Source organism: Bradyrhizobium sp. WYCCWR 13022, from assembly GCF_030435535.1.
Lineage (GTDB): Bacteria > Pseudomonadota > Alphaproteobacteria > Rhizobiales > Xanthobacteraceae > Bradyrhizobium.
In genome coordinates this window covers 193,729-209,077 of record NZ_JAUIZJ010000008.1, presented here as the reverse complement: position 1 = coordinate 209,077, position 15,349 = coordinate 193,729, and the positions used below count along the sequence as shown (strand labels likewise).

The following is a 15,349-nucleotide window of genomic DNA, read 5'->3' as shown; positions in this document are numbered from 1 at the left end:
GAAACCTCACAGGAGGCGGAGATGTTCACGACAACGATCAGGTTCGTCACGCTGGGCATGTTGGCGGCAGGTTTGTTGGGCGCGCCCGCGTTTGCCGCGGGCGGAGGCGGTGGTGGGGGCGGCGGAGGCGGAGGGGGATCCATGGATCCCTTTGCCTCGTCATCGTCGCAGTCGCAACCGCAGCCAGTCTATCCGAAGCGGACGGGTACCAAGGCAACCCAGAAAGGGAAGAAGCCGAACAACCAGTCCAGTATCGACGATCCGGCATTCGCGGCCGGTTACCGCGTGGCCTACGACACCATCTACCAGCGCAACGACTACGCGACCGCGATCTCGCAACTGAAGTCGCTTGGCCATGACGACCATCCGAACGTCGCCAACCTCATCGGCTACTCCTACCGAAAGCTCGGTGACTACGAGCAGTCGCAGGTCTGGTACGAGCGTGCATTGAAGGCCGACCCGAACCATGTCCTGACGTGGCAGTATTACGGGCTGTGGCAACTCGAGCGGGGCAATCGCGAGCAGGCGCTCTATCACCTCAGCCGGATTGCAGCCATCTGCGGGACGGATTGCGAGGAGTATCGATCGCTGGCGGCGGCACTCGACAAGCCGACCGGGACGGCGTTCGCCTATTGACGCCGGAGAGGCGCCCGGCGCCGTTGCCAGGCTCCGCATGACGACCCCGTCTTCCTGGCGCAGATGGTGACAAGGCGCCGGATTTTCAGCATTGTCCCGCTCGGGGGCGCGAACGGGACAATTGCATGCCGCTGACGCGCGACAGGATCATCGGCCACGACCTTGAACGGCTGGCCTTCCGCTTCACCATGCTGAACGATGGTGAGGCCGTGCAATGCCAGATCAGCGATGCGGCGATGGATGAGCTTGCAGGCATGCAGGGCACCGAGAGCAGCGCGCGGCAGGCGCAGTTCACCTCGCTGCGCGAGACCATCGAACGGATCGCTTCGGACCTCTACGACGAGGCGCCGCGCTTCAAAGGCTATGTGGTGCGGATCTTTATCCGGCATTTGGAAAGGTAGTGATGTCTCACGATGTGGTCGTCCTACCCACCGCTGTCATGCCCCGGCTTGACCGGGGCATCCAGTACGCTGCGGCCTATCGATTCGACAACGAGTGTCTCTGGAATACTGGATCGCCCGGTCAAGTCGGGCGATGACAGTCGTGTTTGTGGTGAGATCATTGCGACTCACTCACACGGCAGCAGGCGCTCACACCTCCAGCTTCCTCAGCAACAGCTTCAGCGCCGTCGCCGCGAACACCTGCATGTTGGCGAACCGGTCGCCGCTCGCCGTCTCCAGCGTCATGACCTCGACCGCAGGTCCCGCGACCGCCATGCAGCTATGGCCGGCGGCATCGCCGTAGCGGTTGCCGGTGGGGCCGGCAGCGCCGGTCTCCGACAGGCCCCAGTCGGAACTGAAGCGGCTGCGCATCTGCTCGGCGAGGAGCTTCGCGTAGGGCTCCGACGATGAGCGAAAGCCCTTCATTCCTTCGTCCGAAATATCCATCAGCACGCGCCTGGCATCGCGGGTGTAGACCACCGCGCCGCCGAGGAAATAGGCCGACGCGCCGGGCACCGCGAGCAGGCTTGCCGCGATCAGGCCGCCAGCCGACGATTCCGCAACCGCAATGGTCTGTTTGCGCGCGATCAGTTTCGCGGCGACCTGTTCCGCAATGCCGACGAGCTCTTTCATCCCTATCCCCTGTTCCTTCGCAACCGAGCTCAGCCTTCCTAGCATATGACAGAAGCCTTGGCCGAGTTGCGGGCGAGGGGCAGGCCTGCTTGAATGGCAACCAAGGCGGAGCGCCGAAGCGGTATCCGCGAGAAGATTCGACGAGGAAACGTGAGAAGAGAGACGTGATGGCGTCCCTGATCGCCGGCGGAGTGGATTGCGACGTGCATCCGGCCGTGCCGCATCTGACCAGCCTGCTGCCCTACCTGAACGACTATTGGCGCGATCAGGTGACCACGCGCGGCATGGTCGATCTCATCTCGCAATCCTATCCGAAGAACTCGCCGATCGTGGCGCGGCCCGATTGGCGTCCGGAAACCGGCAAACCGGGTGAGAGCCTCGAGGGCATGCAGCGCCATGTGCTCGATCCCTTCCAGCTCAAGTACGCTATCTGCAATCCGCTCTACGGCGTGCAAATGGTGTTTTCCGAGGACATGCAGGCCGCGTTCTGCCGTGCGTTGAATGATTGGCTCGCCACGGAATGGCTCGATCGCGATTCCCGGCTGCGCGGCTCGATCGTGATTCCGACTCAAAGCGTCGAGAAATCAGTCGCCGAGATCGAGCGATGTGCGCCGGACAAGCGCTTCGTGCAGGTGCTGGTGCTTGTGATGGGGGACACGCCGCTCGGCAAGCGTGCGCTGTGGCCGATCTACGAGGCTGCCGAACGGCTCGACCTGCCGGTCGGCGTCCACGCCGGTTCCGCCTATCACAATCCGCCGACCGCAGTGGGCTGGGGTTCCTATCACATCGAGGACTATGTCGGTCAGGCCCAGGCGTTCCAGACCCAGCTCACCAGCCTCATCGTCGAGGGCGTGTTCGCAAAGTATCCGCGGCTGAAAATGGTGATGCTGGAATCCGGCGTGTCCTGGATCTCACCCTATCTCTGGCGCCTGCATAAGTTCTGGCGCGGCGTTAGGATGGAAACGCCATGGGTCGATCGCGCGCCGCTCGAGATTGTGCGTAGCAACATCCGCTTCTCATTACAGCCATTTGATGCGCCGCCGGACGCTGAGACATTAATTCGCCTGTTTGATCATATGCAGTCCGACGAATTGGTCTTATTCTCCACGGACTATCCACACTGGCAGTTCGACGGCCAGGACGCGCTGCCCGAAGGTCTCACCCCCGATCTCGTGCGCAAGATCATGATCGACAATCCGCATGCAACCTATCCCCGCCTGACGTGAGCCCGCTGCCAAAGGAGGCAAGGCGATGAATATCCAGTTCCGCGAAAGCCCAGAGGCCGCTTCCCATCCGACGACCAAGACCGCGATTGCGGACTGCGACATCCATCCGGCGCGCGCGACCCGGACCGAGCTTTATCCCTATCTTGCCAAACGCTGGCAGCATCACCTCGAAGTCTACGGTGTCCACGCCTATCAGGGCATGATGGAAGGCCCACCCTATCCGAAGGCGCAGCCCAACGCTTCGCGGCGAGATGCCTATCCGCCGGAAGGCGGCCCACAGGGTTCCTCGCTCTCCTTCATGCAGAAGCAGCTGCTAGATCCCAACAACGTGCAACTCGGCGTGCTGAATCCGCTCAATACCGGGCAGGGCATCCGCAATCACGATCTCTCGGCTGCGCTGTGTTCCGCGATCAACGACTGGCAGATCGACAAATGGACCAGCAAGGACAAGCGACTCAAAGCGTCGATCGTCGTCGGCAATGAGGATGGGCTGTCGGCCGCCGCAGAAATCCGCGAGCGTGCCGGCGACAAGAATTTCGTGCAGGTGCTGCTGCTCAGCCGCAATGTCGAGCCGCTCGGCCAGCGCCGCTATTGGCCGATCTATCAGGCTGCGGAAGAGGCGGGCCTGCCGGTCGGTGTGCACGCCTTCGGTTTCGGCGGCAATCCGATCACGCCGTCGGGCTGGCCGTCTTATTACATCGAGGAGATGGTGGGGCATTCGCAGTGCCAGCAATCGGCGCTGGCAAGTCTCGTTCTGGAGGGCGTGTTCGAGCGCTTCCCAAAATTGAAGATGGTGATGATCGAGGCCGGCTTCGGCTGGGCGCCGTCGTTGGCGTGGCGGCTCGACAAAGTCTGGCAGCGGCTGCGCAGCGAGGTACCGGATGTGAAGCGGCCGCCGTCGGAATATATCCGCGAGCAGGTGTGGTGGACGACGCAGCCGATGGAAGATCCTGAACGCCGCGAGGATCTGTTCGACGTGATCAACTGGATCGGCTGGGACCGGCTGCTGTTCGCCACCGACTATCCGCATTGGGACTACGACGAGCCGTCGCGCGTCCTGCCGGCGGGCGTCAGCGAAGCCAATCGCGCGGCGTTCTATCTCGACAACGCAAAGAAGCTGTATGGAATTGCTTGATGGCGCGTCATGTGATTGCGCCCGTGGATGAGCTTCCGCCCGGCACGCGAAAATTTCTGGAGATCGAAGGACGGCCGATCGCGGTCTTCAACATCAAGGGCGAGTATTTCGGTCTGATGAACCGCTGCCCGCATCAGGGCGCGGCGCTCTGCGAGGGGCCGCTGATTGGCCTGGCGCAGTCATCGAATCCCGGCGAGATCGAATACACCAAGTTGGGTGAGATCATCCGCTGCCCCTGGCATGGCTGGGAATTCGACATCCGCACCGGCCAGTCCTATTGCGACCCCCGCCGCTTTCGCGTGAAGGCCTATCCGGCTCATGTCGAACCGGGCGCGAGCGTGGTGAAGGGGCCGTATGTCGCGGAGACTGTCACGGTGAAGGTCGAGAGCGACTACGTGGTGGTGGAACTGTAAGTCAGCCGCGCCGGGACTCCGATCCCTCGCCCCGTTCTTACGGGGAGAGGATTGGGGTGTGAGACTCCCGTCTCAGTGCCCCGTCGCCGGCTCCGTCGCCGTATCATAGGTCGGAACGGCTTGGCTGCCGCCGCGATAGACGATCAGCGCGGCGACGATGCCGAGCGCTGCACCGAACATGAGCCAGTACGCTGGCGAGGCCTTGTCGCCGTTGGTCATGCTGATCAACTTGGTCGCTACGGCGGGCGTCGACGTGCCGAAGATGCCTGCGGCCAATGCGAAAGCGATCGAGAAGCAGGTGGTCCGGACATGGGCCGGCACGATCTCGACCAGACAACCCAGCATCGTGCCGCTGTAAACGCCAAAGTAGAACGAGAACATCATCTGGACTGCCAGCAGCTTTCCGAGGCTGGGAGCTGCCGCGAGCCAGGACAGCGCGGGGTAAGCAGTCAGGAATGACAGGGCCGCGATCGTCACCAGTACGGGCTTGCGACCGATCCGGTCGGATAGCGCGCCTCCGACCGGATTCCAGATGAAGTTGGTCACCGCGACGAGAAGCGTCACAAGCAGCGTTCCCGTCGCCGATAGGTTGAGCTGCTTGCCGAAGCCCGGGGCGTAGACCGTGATGAAGTAGAAGGTCGTTGTGGTCAGCACGGCAATCATCATACCGAGGATGACGATGCGCCAGTTCGCGATCGCCGATGCGAACACCTCGCGCGCGGTCGGATGCCTCTTCATGGCGAGGAACGCCGGTGTTTCCTCGAGCGAACGCCGCAGGAAGAAGATGACGGGGATGATGATGCAGCCGACGAAGAACGGGATGCGCCACTTCGCGACGCCACCGAAGACATCCAGGAAGGTGTCGCTCGGCATGGCTTCTCTCAGGATGAAACCGATGATCGCTGCGACAAAGATCGCGACCTGCTGGCTGGAAGACTGGAACGAGGTGTAGAAACCGCGATTGCCTGGTGTCGCGATCTCCGACAGGTAAACGGAGACGCCCCCCAGTTCCACACCGGCCGAGAACCCCTGGATCAATCGGCCAATTAGGACGATGACCGGGGCTGCTACACCGATCGCTGCATATGACGGACAGAAGGCGATGACCACGGTGCCGAGCGCCATGAGTGCCAGCGTCAAGATCAGGCCCTGGCGGCGGCCGATGCGGTCGATATAGGCGCCGAGCACGATGGCGCCCACCGGGCGCATCAGCGCGCCGAGCCAGAACACGCCATACGCGTTGAGCAGTGCAGCGGTGTCGTCTGCCGCGGGGAAAAACGCCTTTGCGATGTCCTGCGCATAGAAGCCGAACAGGAAGAAGTCGAACTGCTCGAGGAAATTGCCTGATGTGGCGCGCAGGATCGCGCCGATGCGCGATTTGATGGCGGGCGGATTGGTTGATGCTGCTGGTCCAGCCATGACGTTAATCCCCTTGAAGGTGCGGCCGGACCGGAACTCACTTCGCGGCAGGCGACGGATTGTTGCTGCGACAATTTGTCCACCTACCCCATCCCGCGCGGGGCGCGGCGAGTCAACCAATTTTACCGCCGAAGCTGATGATTTTTCAGGCTTTATTTCGCGTCGCAGCCACCACCCATTGGCGGAATGCGGCAAGCTTGGGCGCCTCGCGGCGGCCTTCCGGAGAGACCAGGTAAAAGCCGGCATCCGCCGGCAACGTGATCTTGAAGGGAACCACCAGCCGGCCCTTGGCGATGTCGTCCTGGACGTAGGACGTCCGTCCCATCGCTACGCCCATCCCGTCGATGGCCGCCTGCACCGTCATCAAGGTCATGTCGAAGGTGAGGCCGGGCTGGCGGGAGATGCCGGTCGCAAGCCCCGCAGCCGTCAACCACAGCCGCCAGTCATCGCTGTTGTTGGTATGCAGCAGCACGTGGCCCTTCAAATCCTCAGGCGTGCGAAGCGACCTGTCGCCGCGAAGCAGTGAAGGGCTGCACACCGGAAACAGCTCGTCCGCCATCAGCCAGTCGGCGCGCAGGCCCGGCCACTGACCGCGGCCGTAGCGGATTGCGGCATCGACTTTGTCGCGCTGGAAATCGACGAGGCTCGTCGACGTCGTGATGCGGACGTCGATGCCGGGATGACTTTCCTGGAAATCGGTCAGCCGCGGCAGCAGCCATTTTGCGGCGAGCGAGGCGATCGTCGAGACCGTCAGCACCTTGTCGTCGTCCTTGCGCAGGAGGCGGTCGGTCGCGAGACGGAGGTCGTTGAAGGCCGCGCGGATGCCCGGCAAATAGTCGCGCGCCTCCGGCGTCAGCGCCAGCGCGCGGTTCTGCCGGATGAACAGGCGGATGCCGAGCTCCTCCTCGAGCCTGCGGATCTGATGGCTGATCGCGGTCTGCGTCACGTTCAGCTCGGATGCGGCCAGCGTGAAGCTGAGATGGCGTGCGGCGGCCTCAAACGCCCGCAATCCGTTCAGAGAGGGCAATCTGGCAGTCATTTGGCAGCAGAGTGCATGAGTTTATTTCATGCGAAATGGTACAATTTGTCGTTTGTCGCAGTGCACTTCGAAGCAGATATTAGCTCCCAACTTAGCTCAAGGAGCTGAATATGTCTACTTTGACCCACAATTCGATGACAAATCATCATGCACCGGGCCTGATCCAGCAGATCGGCGAGACCCTCCATATCTGGCACGAGCGCTACCGGACCAGGCGCGAATTGACCAACTGGACCGCCCGCGATCTCCACGACGTCGGTCTGTCCTGGGCCGACATTGCCTACGAGGCTGACAAACCCTTCTGGCGGGCCTGATAGGCCGCCAGGCCGGCGCCGCCTGATCACAGGGGCGCCGGCGGTCCCTTGTTCCATTGCACTCTATTGGGCTCGTGTCATGAGCACCTATCGGCTGGAAGACCTGAAGCAATATTCCGATATGCTGCGCACCCGCGGCGGAGAGGCGGTCAACGTTCGCTTCGTCGAGCCTGGTGACACCGAGGAGCTTCAACACTATTTCCGCTCGCTCACGACCCGCTCCCGCTACAACCGTTTCTTCGGCGCCCTCAGCGAGTTGCCGAAAGCACTGCTGAGCGATTTCCTCGCGGTCGGCGAACGCGAGCGTTTTACCGTGGTCGCGACCAAGATGGTCGATGGCTTCGAGACCATCGTTGCCGAGGCGCGCTACGCTTTCCACGCGGAGACCTCGACGCTCGAATTCGGCCTGTCGGTCGACGATCGCTGGCAAGGCCACGGCATCGCGACTGCGCTGATGAAGAATCTCGAATGCCGCGCCGCTGCGCTCGGCGCCGAGCACATCTTCGGCGACACGCTGCGCTCCAACGAAACCATGATCTCGCTTGCACGCAAGTCGGGCTTCGCCTTGGTGAACCATCCAGACGACTGGAAGCTGGTCCGCTTCGACAAGGAGATCCACGTCGCACCAAAGGACATTCCCTGTGCGAGCTGGCGCCTCGCCGCCCTTTCCCGTCAGGCCGATAGCCCCTCAGCCTCGGCCTGACACCACTCCAAGCCCGGCCCGGCCAAGCCAGTGCCGGGCTTTTTTTGCTTTCACGAGGCGCGCGCCTACTTCCCGGTGAACACGGCTTTCCGCTTCTCGATGAAGGCCTGCACAGCCTCCTTGTGATCCGCTGTCGTGGTCAGGCGGACCAGCCGCTCGGCCTCGTGGTCCCTGGCGGTCTCGAAGTCGAATTGCAAGGCCTCGTCGAGATTGTCCTTCATGTATCGCAGCGCCAGCCGCGGACCTTCGGCAAGTGATTTTGCTAGCGCGAAAGCTTCGGCCTGCAGCTTGTCGTCGGGCACGACGCGGTTGACGAGGCCGATGGCTTCGGCGCGCGCCGCATCGACGCGGTCGCCGGTGAACAGCAGCTCGCGCGCCCGCGCAGTGCCGATGAGGCGGGTCAGCAGCCAGGCGATGCCGTAATCGCCGGACAGCGCGATGCGGGCATAGCCGGTGGCGACGAAAGCCGATTGCGCGGCGATGCGGATATCGCAGGCCATGGCAAGGGCAAGCCCCGCGCCGACCGCGGGGCCGGGAAGAGCAGCGATGGTCGGCTTGCGCACCGATACCAGCGCGCCGGTGAGCAGCCGCTGTCGCTCCTGGAGATCGGCGACGCGGTCTTCGAGCGACATCTCGAGCTTTTTGGGATCTCGATGTGCGCCCATCCCCTTGACGTTGCCGCCGGCGCAAAAAGCTTCGCCCGCGCCGGTGATCAAGAGCGCGCCGACGTCGCGGCTCTCGCCGCAGCTGCGGATCATCGTGCGCAGCGCCGGCGTCAGCGTGTCAGAAAGCGAATTGCGCGCCTCCGGCCGGTTCAGCGTGATGACGGCGACCCGGTCGCGGATGACGCAGAGCAGTTCATTGGTGCCGGTATCGACGGTGGTTTCCGTGGTCATGCTCGCTCCTCCGTTCTTGTTGTCATTCCGGGGCGATGCGAAGCATCGACCCCGGAATCTCGAGATTCCGGGGTCGGCTCTTCGAGCCGCGCCGGAACGACGAAATTAACTCAAAACTTCTCCACCCAGGGCCGCAGCTCCAGCTCCCAGCTCCACGCGCTGCGCGGCTGCTGCAATACGTTCCAATAGCTCTCCGCGATCGCATCGGGATCGAGCATCGAATCCGGCTTATCGCCAGGTTCGGTCCGTACTGCGCTGCGGATGCCGCCGTCGATGACGAAATGCGCGACATGGATGCCCTGCGGCGACAATTCGCGCGCCATGCTCTGCGCCAGCCCGCGCAGCGCGAACTTGCCCATCGCGAACGGAGCGGACTGCGCATAGCCCTTGACGCTCGCTGATGCTCCGGTGAACAGGATCGCGCCGTGCTGGCTCGGCAGCATGCGCCTTGCCGCCTGCTGTGCGACCAGGAAGCCGCCATAGGCGCTGACCGCGATTGCGTTGGCGACATCGGCCGGGACCAGGTCGACGAGCGGCCCGCGCGAACGGCCGCTGGCGTTGTAGACGACGAGGTCGGGCGTGCCGATCTCGCGCTCGACGAGGCCAAACAGCCGCTCGACCTCCTCAGGATCGGTGGCGTTGCAGGCATAGGCCTTGGCGCCTGTCTCGCTGCAGAGCGCGCCCAGCTTCTCGATCTTGCGCGCGGCCAGCGCGACGTGGATACCTTGCTTGGAAAGCAGCCGCGCCAGCGAGGCGCTCAGGCCTTCGCCGGCGCCGACGATGAGGGCGATCTTGTATTTCGGATGTTCCATGGGGAGATCTCTTAGGACGGGAAACCGTTGATCTAGGCATCCGCGGCGCGGACAACCAGCCGGGATACAAGGCCTGCCGATCACAATTCCGCAGAGCGAATTGCACCTTCACGGCGATCATGCCTCCCTGACAATTTGCGGCTTTAACGCGTCTCGCGATGGGAGCATGATCGACATCATCTCAAGCGGCAAGCGATAAGAATTGCCGTCGGGCGGAAACGAAGAGGACGATGATGCACAAGCCGGTCACAGCGCAGCCCAAAGATGTCGTGGCCGCACCTTCAGGTCTGCTGGCCCCGGATACGTCGGGCATGAATTTCTACCGCGCCGATCAGGCGCTGACGGACCTCCTGCGCATTCATCTGCCCGACACGCTGTTCCGTCACATCGAGCCGCATCTCGATCGTCTCGGCGAACTCGCCGGCGGCCGGCTCGACGAATGCGCGCGCCTCGCCGACCGGCACACGCCGGTGCTGCACCAGCGCGACAAGTTCGGCCGCGACGTGCAGTCGGTCGAATATCATCCGGCCTATCGCGAGTTGGAGAACGCCGCGTTCGGCGAGTTCGGCATCCACGCGCTCTCGATCCGCAAGGGCATCATGGGCTGGCCCGACAAATATCCGGTCGTGGCAAAACACGCCTTCACCTTCCTGTTCAACCAGACCGAATTCGGCATGGGCTGTCCGATCAACGTCACCGACGGTTGCGCCAAGCTGCTGGCGAATTTCGGTAGTGAGGCGCTGAAGGCGAAATATCTCGAGGGCCTGACCTCGACCGACATGAGCAGGCTGACGCAAGGCGGCCAGTTCATGACCGAGAAGGAAGGTGGCTCCGACGTCGGCACGCTGACCACGCGCGCGGTGCAGGAGGGCGACCATTGGCGCCTTTACGGCGAAAAATGGTTCTGCTCGAATGCCGATGCGAAAGTCGTGATGCTGCTGGCGCGTCCTGAAGGCGCCGGCCCCGGCACGCGCGGCGTCGGCCTGTTCCTGATGCCGCGCTTCCTCGACGACGGCTCGCAGAACCACTACCGGATCGTGCGCCTGAAGGACAAGCTCGGCACCCGCTCGATGGCCTCGGGCGAGATCAAGCTCGAAGGCGCGATCGCCTATGCCGTCGGCAAGCTCGATCGCGGCTTCGTGCAGATGGCCGAGATGGTGAACTCGTCGCGGCTGTCCAACGGCGTCAAATCCACCGCGCTGATGCGCCGCGCCTATCACGACGCGATGACGGTGGCGAAGAACCGCGTCGTGTTCGGCAACCGCATCATCGATTTGCCGCTCGGCCGAAGGCAGATGCTGAAGATCATGTTGCCGGTCGAGCAGGCGCTGTCGATGAGCTTTCTCACCGCCGATGCGCTCGACCGCGCCGAGGCGGGCAGCCAGGATGCGGCGGCGCTGCTGCGCATCCTGACACCGACGCTGAAATTCCGCGCCACGCGCGATGCGCGAAAGGTCTGCGGCGATGCGCTCGAGATGCGGGGCGGCATCGGTTATATCGAGGAATTCGCGACCCCGCGCCTGCTGCGCGACGCGCATCTCGGCTCGGTCTGGGAAGGCACCGGCAACATCGTGGCCATCGATGCGCTCAGGCGCGCCGTTGGTCGCCACGGTGCCGAGTCCGCGCTCGCTGCCGATCTGCATGCCCGGCTGGATGACAGCGCGTCGGTGCCGCAGGCCTGGCGCGACAATCTGCGCGGCCTCGTGGATCAAGCGGTCGGATTCGCGCGCGAGGTCGCCGGCAAGTCCGAGAATGAGGCCGATGCGCGCCGCGCGACGAGCTTGCTCTATCATGTCGCCAGCGCGGTCGCGCTGGCCTGGGAGGCGCACCGTATCCACGAGATGCGCGGCGATGCGCGCCGGCTGCTGCTGTCGCGGCTGGTGATCGATCACCGGGTGTCGCCGAGCGATCCGTTCCGGCTGACGGAAAATGCCGTGCAGGCAAGGATCGCAGCGCTGCTGCTCGGCGATCGTGCCGCCGGCATGAGCGAGGTTGGCGAACTGGTTCTGGCAGCGTAGGCTGCGCGCCACGCTCGAACAAAAAACGTGATAGGGAGTGCTCGATGAAGGCCGCCGTCCTCCATGAAGTCAACAAGCCGCTGGTCATCGAGGATGTCAGCCTGCCCAAGCCCGGCCCGCGCGAGGTCCTGATCCGCACCGCGGTGGCCGGCCTCTGCCACTCCGACCTGCACTTCATGGAAGGCCTCTATCCGCATCCGCTGCCCGCGGTGCTCGGGCACGAGTCCGCCGGCATCGTCGAGCAGGTCGGCTCCGACGTTACCTACGTGAAGCCGGGTGACCACGTCGTGACGTGTCTCTCAGTGTTCTGCGGCACCTGCGACAATTGCACCACGGGCCGCACCGTGCTCTGCACCGACACGACGGTGAAGATGCTGCCGGGTGCATCCAACCGGATGCAGTGGAACAGGCCGGAGAAGCTGAACCAGTTTCTCAACCTCTCGTCCTTTGCCGAGCAGATGCTCGTGCACGAAAACGCCATCGTCAAAATTCGCAAGGAAATGCCGCTCGATCTCGCGGCGCTGATCGGTTGCGGCGTCATCACCGGTTATGGCGCAGTCGTGAACACGGCGAAGGTGACGGCGGGCGAGACCGTGGCGGTGATCGGCTGCGGCGGCGTCGGCATGGCCGCGATCAACGGCGCGCAGATCGCCGGCGCCGGCCGCATCATCGCCATCGACACCAATCCGGCAAAGCTCCAGCTCGCGACCAAGCTGGGCGCGACCGACATCATCAACCCTGCCGACGGCGACGTCGTGAAGCAGGTGCGCGATCTCACCAATGGCGGCGTGCAGCATTCGTTCGAGGTGCTTGGCCGCAAGGAGACGGCGGAGCAGGCCTTCGCCATGCTCACCTCGGGCGGCACCGCCACCATCGTCGGCATGATCCCGTTCGGGCAGAAGATCGAGCTGCACGGCTTCGACTTCCTGCGCGAGCGGCGGATCCAGGGCTCGTCGATGGGCTCGAACCATTTCCGCGTCGACATGCCGCGCCTGGTCGATTTCTACCTGCGTGGCCGGCTGCATCTGGAGGATTGGATCTCGGCCAAGCTGAAGCTCAGCGAGATCAACGAGGGTTTTGCCAACATGAAAGCCGGCAAGACGCTGCGCAGTGTAATCGTGTTTGATAGCTGAGCGTTTTTGCCTCTCCCCGCCCTTTGCGGGGAGAGGCAGGAAGCCTCAGCGCGACACGTGCGCCGACACGGCCAGCCACGTCCCGTTCTTCTTCGCCCAGCAATCGGTATATCGCCCGGTCGCCTGTTGGCCGTCCGCGGTGGTGTAGCTCGTCGCCGCGTGGATGATGGCGAAATCGCCCATGATGCGGATGACGACGTCGAATGCGTGCAGATTGCGGATCGCGATCGGCCGTGCCGTCTGCTCCAGGAAGGCGGCGCGGTCGACCAGTGTCTTGTCGGGATTGGAGCAATAGAATTCCGGCGCCAGGATCTCGTCGAAGCGCTTGACGTCGCAGTTCTGCACGGATGCGACGTAGTCGCGGTTGAGTGCGGTGAGCTGTTCGAGGTCCTGGTTCATGGTGCTTCCTCTCCCTGGGATGAGGCCTTCAATCGTCAAACATCTTCGGCGGCACGAATCCGCCGAATTCGCGCTCGATCAGCTCGGCAAGCTTGAGCGGCGTGCGGTCCTCCAGCCACGGGCCGACGATCTGTACGCCGACCGGCAACCCATCCGGTGCGAAGCCTGATGGGATCGCGGTCGAGGGCAGGCCGGGGAGCGTCGCGATGCCGGGCCAGGCGAGCTGGTCGGGATAGACATACTCCTCGCCGTCGATCTTGATGCGGCGCTGCTCCTGGTCGTCCGAGTGATCGTGCGGATAGGCCGGCGTCGGCATGACCGGGCAGATCACCGCGTCAAACGTCTTGAACAGCTCGCGCCATTGCGCGCGCAACCGGGTGCGCCCGGCGTTCGCCACCACCCAGTCGCGATGGCTCAGCGAGATGCCGCGCAATCTTTCCGCGGCGAGGCTGTTGTCGCCTTCCGGCAGGGCCGCGGCGGCCGCCTTGGCGCCGGCATAGACATCAGGTGCAAAGCTGGCCGCCAGGAACGACAGCAGCATGCGCATATAGAGCCGCGACGAGGCCGTGAAGTCAGGCAGCAGCGGGCTGCTGCGTTCGATCTTGACGCCAGCCTTGGCCAGATTGTCGGCGAGCGTGTTGATGGTGCCGCGCACGGCCGTGTCGGTCGGCAGCAGCGGATCGGTGTCGATCACCAGCACACGAAAATCCCTGAACGCGGCATGTCGCGCCGCGGGGAGATCGAGCCTGTAGGCGACGCCCGCCTCGATCGGATCAGGGCCGGCCATGACGTCGAGCAGCAGCGCGAGGTCGGCAGCGCTCCGCGCCATCGGACCGATCACCGAGAGATCGCGCTCGAACGGCAGCGGCGGCGCCGGCGGCGCGACATGCCCGCGCATGGCGACCAAGTTGAAGGTCGGCTTGTGCGCATAGACGCCGCAATGGAACGCTGGCACGCGCAGCGAGCCGCCGATGTCCGAGCCGATCGACAGCGGGCCATAGCCCGCGGCGAGCGCCGCGGAAGAGCCGCCGGACGAGCCGCCCGGCGTGCGGCCGAGATCGTAGGGATTGTTGGTGGTGCCGTAGATGTCGTTGTAGCTCTGCCAGTCGGCGAGCGCGAGCGGCACGTTGGTCTTGCCGAGCACGACGGTGCCGGCGTCCTTCACCCGCGCCACCGGCAGCGAGTCGTCCTTGGCGATGAAATCTCTCTGCGCAGGATTGCCCCAGGTCGTGGGCAGGCCGGCGATGTTGTAGGATTCCTTCACCGTCATCGGCAGGCCGAGCAGCGGCCTGCGCTCGCCGCGGGCCAATGCCGCATCCGCGTCACGGGCGGCGCTCAGCGCACGATCGAAATCCCGGACGCAGATCGCGTTGATCTTGTCGTCGTGACGCTCGATGCGGTCGATCGCATCCTGCGCGAGCTCGACGGCGGAGACCTTCCTTGCCGTCAACGCGGCCGACAGCTCGACCGCACTCTTGAAACTCCATTCCGACTTCGCCACGACATGCTCCTGCGCTTCACTTGTGGGATGATGCGCAGTTTTAGCCGATGCCGCAACCGCCGTTTGATCGCGGTTGATCTGCCTTGGTCTTTATCCGGGTAGCATTCGCTGCATCACACGGTCGCGATAGACGAAGATATGCGCGAGCGCGGCGGCGACATGAACCGCGATGGTGACGAGCAGCGCCCATTCCATCGCCTGGTGGAGGCCGTCGATGGTCCTGCCGGCCGCTGCGTTGCCAGATGCCAGCATCGGCAGCGGCACGAGATAGAAGAAAGACAGCGACCATCCGCGAAAGGACGCAAACAGCCAGCCCGAAATCGTCGTCGCCAGCACCAGCGCGTAGAGCAGCCAGTGAATGGCCTCCGACGAGATGCGCTGCCAGGCGGGCAGCGAGCTCTCGGGCGCGACGGGATGGGTGACACGCCAGGCGAGGCGGAGTGCCGTCAGCGCCAGAACCGTGATCCCGATCGAGACATGAAACGTCATGCCGGCACCCGGACGCATGTCGCGGTGGAGATCCGGCATCAGCCAGCCGATCGGATATTGCACGGCAAGCAACGCGACGATGAGCCAGTGGAAGATCTTGGCTGGTGTGCCGTATTGAAGACGGTTGGTCATGAGGCTCCTGC

The 15,349-nt window shown here is 63.9% G+C and carries 17 protein-coding genes; 9 read left to right on the top strand and 8 right to left on the bottom strand.

The annotated features are described in order from the left end of the window. Window positions 1-21: 21 nt before the first annotated feature. Both QY049_RS14140 and QY049_RS14135 read left to right on the top strand, forming a co-directional pair. The gene (locus QY049_RS14140) at window positions 22-636 is read left to right on the top strand and encodes a M48 family metallopeptidase (protein WP_194478268.1); all 615 of its coding nucleotides are present in this window, start codon (window positions 22-24) and stop codon (window positions 634-636) included. A 125-nt stretch (window positions 637-761) separates the two neighbouring features. Then, window positions 762-1,037 (top strand): DUF1488 domain-containing protein, encoded by a 276-nt coding sequence (locus tag QY049_RS14135; protein ID WP_258764083.1) that lies wholly within the window; start codon window positions 762-764, stop codon window positions 1,035-1,037. Between the two features lie 189 nt (window positions 1,038-1,226). On the opposite strand, the gene QY049_RS14130 is transcribed toward QY049_RS14135, so the two are convergent. Beyond that, on the bottom strand, window positions 1,227-1,709 hold the full coding sequence (locus QY049_RS14130; RefSeq protein ID WP_194478266.1) for a CinA family protein: 483 nt from the start codon (window positions 1,707-1,709) through the stop codon (window positions 1,227-1,229). Window positions 1,710-1,876: 167 nt separating this feature from the next. Here QY049_RS14130 and QY049_RS14125 point away from each other — a divergent pair, with 167 nt between their 5' ends. From QY049_RS14125 to QY049_RS14115, 3 genes are read left to right on the top strand one after another with little or no spacing between them, the layout of a single operon-like run. Further along, a complete protein-coding gene (locus tag QY049_RS14125; protein WP_194478265.1) occupies window positions 1,877-2,935 on the top strand; it encodes an amidohydrolase family protein in 1,059 nt (352 codons plus the stop codon). Between the two features lie 25 nt (window positions 2,936-2,960). Next, complete coding sequence (locus tag QY049_RS14120; protein WP_258764082.1) at window positions 2,961-4,070, top strand: amidohydrolase family protein; 1,110 nt, start codon at window positions 2,961-2,963, stop codon at window positions 4,068-4,070. Next, the gene (locus QY049_RS14115) at window positions 4,070-4,483 is read left to right on the top strand and encodes a Rieske (2Fe-2S) protein (RefSeq protein ID WP_194478263.1); all 414 of its coding nucleotides are present in this window, start codon (window positions 4,070-4,072) and stop codon (window positions 4,481-4,483) included. Before QY049_RS14120 ends, QY049_RS14115 begins: the two co-directional genes overlap by 1 nt. A gap of 72 nt (window positions 4,484-4,555) precedes the next feature. On the opposite strand, the gene QY049_RS14110 is transcribed toward QY049_RS14115, so the two are convergent. Next, a complete protein-coding gene (locus tag QY049_RS14110; protein ID WP_258764079.1) occupies window positions 4,556-5,902 on the bottom strand; it encodes an MFS transporter in 1,347 nt (448 codons plus the stop codon). Window positions 5,903-6,047: 145 nt separating this feature from the next. Continuing rightward, window positions 6,048-6,941, bottom strand: coding sequence for a transcriptional regulator GcvA (locus QY049_RS14105; protein WP_194478261.1), 894 nt, complete (start codon window positions 6,939-6,941; stop codon window positions 6,048-6,050). Between the two features lie 110 nt (window positions 6,942-7,051). Here QY049_RS14105 and QY049_RS14100 point away from each other — a divergent pair, with 110 nt between their 5' ends. Both QY049_RS14100 and QY049_RS14095 read left to right on the top strand, forming a co-directional pair. After that, complete coding sequence (locus tag QY049_RS14100; protein ID WP_258764078.1) at window positions 7,052-7,255, top strand: DUF1127 domain-containing protein; 204 nt, start codon at window positions 7,052-7,054, stop codon at window positions 7,253-7,255. Between the two features lie 79 nt (window positions 7,256-7,334). Then, entirely contained in the window at window positions 7,335-7,958 is a 624-nt protein-coding gene (locus tag QY049_RS14095) for a GNAT family N-acetyltransferase (protein ID WP_258764077.1), read from the top strand. Between the two features lie 65 nt (window positions 7,959-8,023). Here QY049_RS14095 and QY049_RS14090 read toward each other — a convergent pair whose 3' ends face one another. Together QY049_RS14090 and QY049_RS14085 are read right to left on the bottom strand one after the other, a co-directional pair. Then, a complete protein-coding gene (locus QY049_RS14090) occupies window positions 8,024-8,854 on the bottom strand; it encodes an enoyl-CoA hydratase (protein WP_194478258.1) in 831 nt (276 codons plus the stop codon). Window positions 8,855-8,964: 110 nt separating this feature from the next. Further along, entirely contained in the window at window positions 8,965-9,666 is a 702-nt protein-coding gene (locus QY049_RS14085) for an SDR family oxidoreductase (protein WP_258764073.1), read from the bottom strand. Window positions 9,667-9,899: 233 nt separating this feature from the next. On the opposite strand from QY049_RS14085, the gene QY049_RS14080 reads away from it, so the two are divergent. Beyond that, window positions 9,900-11,684, top strand: coding sequence for an acyl-CoA dehydrogenase family protein (locus tag QY049_RS14080; protein ID WP_258767080.1), 1,785 nt, complete (start codon window positions 9,900-9,902; stop codon window positions 11,682-11,684). A gap of 44 nt (window positions 11,685-11,728) precedes the next feature. Beyond that, the gene (locus QY049_RS14075) at window positions 11,729-12,817 is read left to right on the top strand and encodes a Zn-dependent alcohol dehydrogenase (protein WP_194478256.1); all 1,089 of its coding nucleotides are present in this window, start codon (window positions 11,729-11,731) and stop codon (window positions 12,815-12,817) included. 45 nt (window positions 12,818-12,862) lie between these two features. On the opposite strand, the gene QY049_RS14070 is transcribed toward QY049_RS14075, so the two are convergent. From QY049_RS14070 to QY049_RS14060, 3 genes are all read right to left on the bottom strand, one after another. Then, entirely contained in the window at window positions 12,863-13,216 is a 354-nt protein-coding gene (locus tag QY049_RS14070; RefSeq protein ID WP_301269542.1) for a nuclear transport factor 2 family protein, read from the bottom strand. Window positions 13,217-13,244: 28 nt separating this feature from the next. Further along, a complete protein-coding gene (locus QY049_RS14065) occupies window positions 13,245-14,717 on the bottom strand; it encodes an amidase (protein ID WP_258764071.1) in 1,473 nt (490 codons plus the stop codon). A 90-nt stretch (window positions 14,718-14,807) separates the two neighbouring features. After that, window positions 14,808-15,338 (bottom strand): cytochrome b, encoded by a 531-nt coding sequence (locus QY049_RS14060; protein ID WP_194478253.1) that lies wholly within the window; start codon window positions 15,336-15,338, stop codon window positions 14,808-14,810. Window positions 15,339-15,349: the final 11 nt, after the last annotated feature.

Excerpts from the sequence above, each read along its gene's own strand:
- QY049_RS14070 (WP_301269542.1), bottom strand. The coding sequence starts at position 13,216 with ATGAACCAGGACCTCGAACAGCTCACCGCACTCAACCGCGACTACGTC.
- QY049_RS14080 (WP_258767080.1), top strand. The coding sequence starts at position 9,900 with ATGCACAAGCCGGTCACAGCGCAGCCCAAAGATGTCGTGGCCGCACCT.
- QY049_RS14060 (WP_194478253.1), bottom strand. The coding sequence starts at position 15,338 with ATGACCAACCGTCTTCAATACGGCACACCAGCCAAGATCTTCCACTGG.
- QY049_RS14090 (WP_194478258.1), bottom strand. The coding sequence starts at position 8,854 with ATGACCACGGAAACCACCGTCGATACCGGCACCAATGAACTGCTCTGC.
- QY049_RS14115 (WP_194478263.1), top strand. The coding sequence starts at position 4,070 with ATGGCGCGTCATGTGATTGCGCCCGTGGATGAGCTTCCGCCCGGCACG.
- QY049_RS14085 (WP_258764073.1), bottom strand. The coding sequence starts at position 9,666 with ATGGAACATCCGAAATACAAGATCGCCCTCATCGTCGGCGCCGGCGAA.
- QY049_RS14135 (WP_258764083.1), top strand. The coding sequence starts at position 762 with ATGCCGCTGACGCGCGACAGGATCATCGGCCACGACCTTGAACGGCTG.
- QY049_RS14075 (WP_194478256.1), top strand. The coding sequence starts at position 11,729 with ATGAAGGCCGCCGTCCTCCATGAAGTCAACAAGCCGCTGGTCATCGAG.
- QY049_RS14120 (WP_258764082.1), top strand. The coding sequence starts at position 2,961 with ATGAATATCCAGTTCCGCGAAAGCCCAGAGGCCGCTTCCCATCCGACG.
- QY049_RS14100 (WP_258764078.1), top strand. The coding sequence starts at position 7,052 with ATGTCTACTTTGACCCACAATTCGATGACAAATCATCATGCACCGGGC.
- QY049_RS14125 (WP_194478265.1), top strand. The coding sequence starts at position 1,877 with ATGGCGTCCCTGATCGCCGGCGGAGTGGATTGCGACGTGCATCCGGCC.
- QY049_RS14130 (WP_194478266.1), bottom strand. The coding sequence starts at position 1,709 with ATGAAAGAGCTCGTCGGCATTGCGGAACAGGTCGCCGCGAAACTGATC.
- QY049_RS14110 (WP_258764079.1), bottom strand. The coding sequence starts at position 5,902 with ATGGCTGGACCAGCAGCATCAACCAATCCGCCCGCCATCAAATCGCGC.
- QY049_RS14095 (WP_258764077.1), top strand. The coding sequence starts at position 7,335 with ATGAGCACCTATCGGCTGGAAGACCTGAAGCAATATTCCGATATGCTG.
- QY049_RS14140 (WP_194478268.1), top strand. The coding sequence starts at position 22 with ATGTTCACGACAACGATCAGGTTCGTCACGCTGGGCATGTTGGCGGCA.
- QY049_RS14105 (WP_194478261.1), bottom strand. The coding sequence starts at position 6,941 with ATGACTGCCAGATTGCCCTCTCTGAACGGATTGCGGGCGTTTGAGGCC.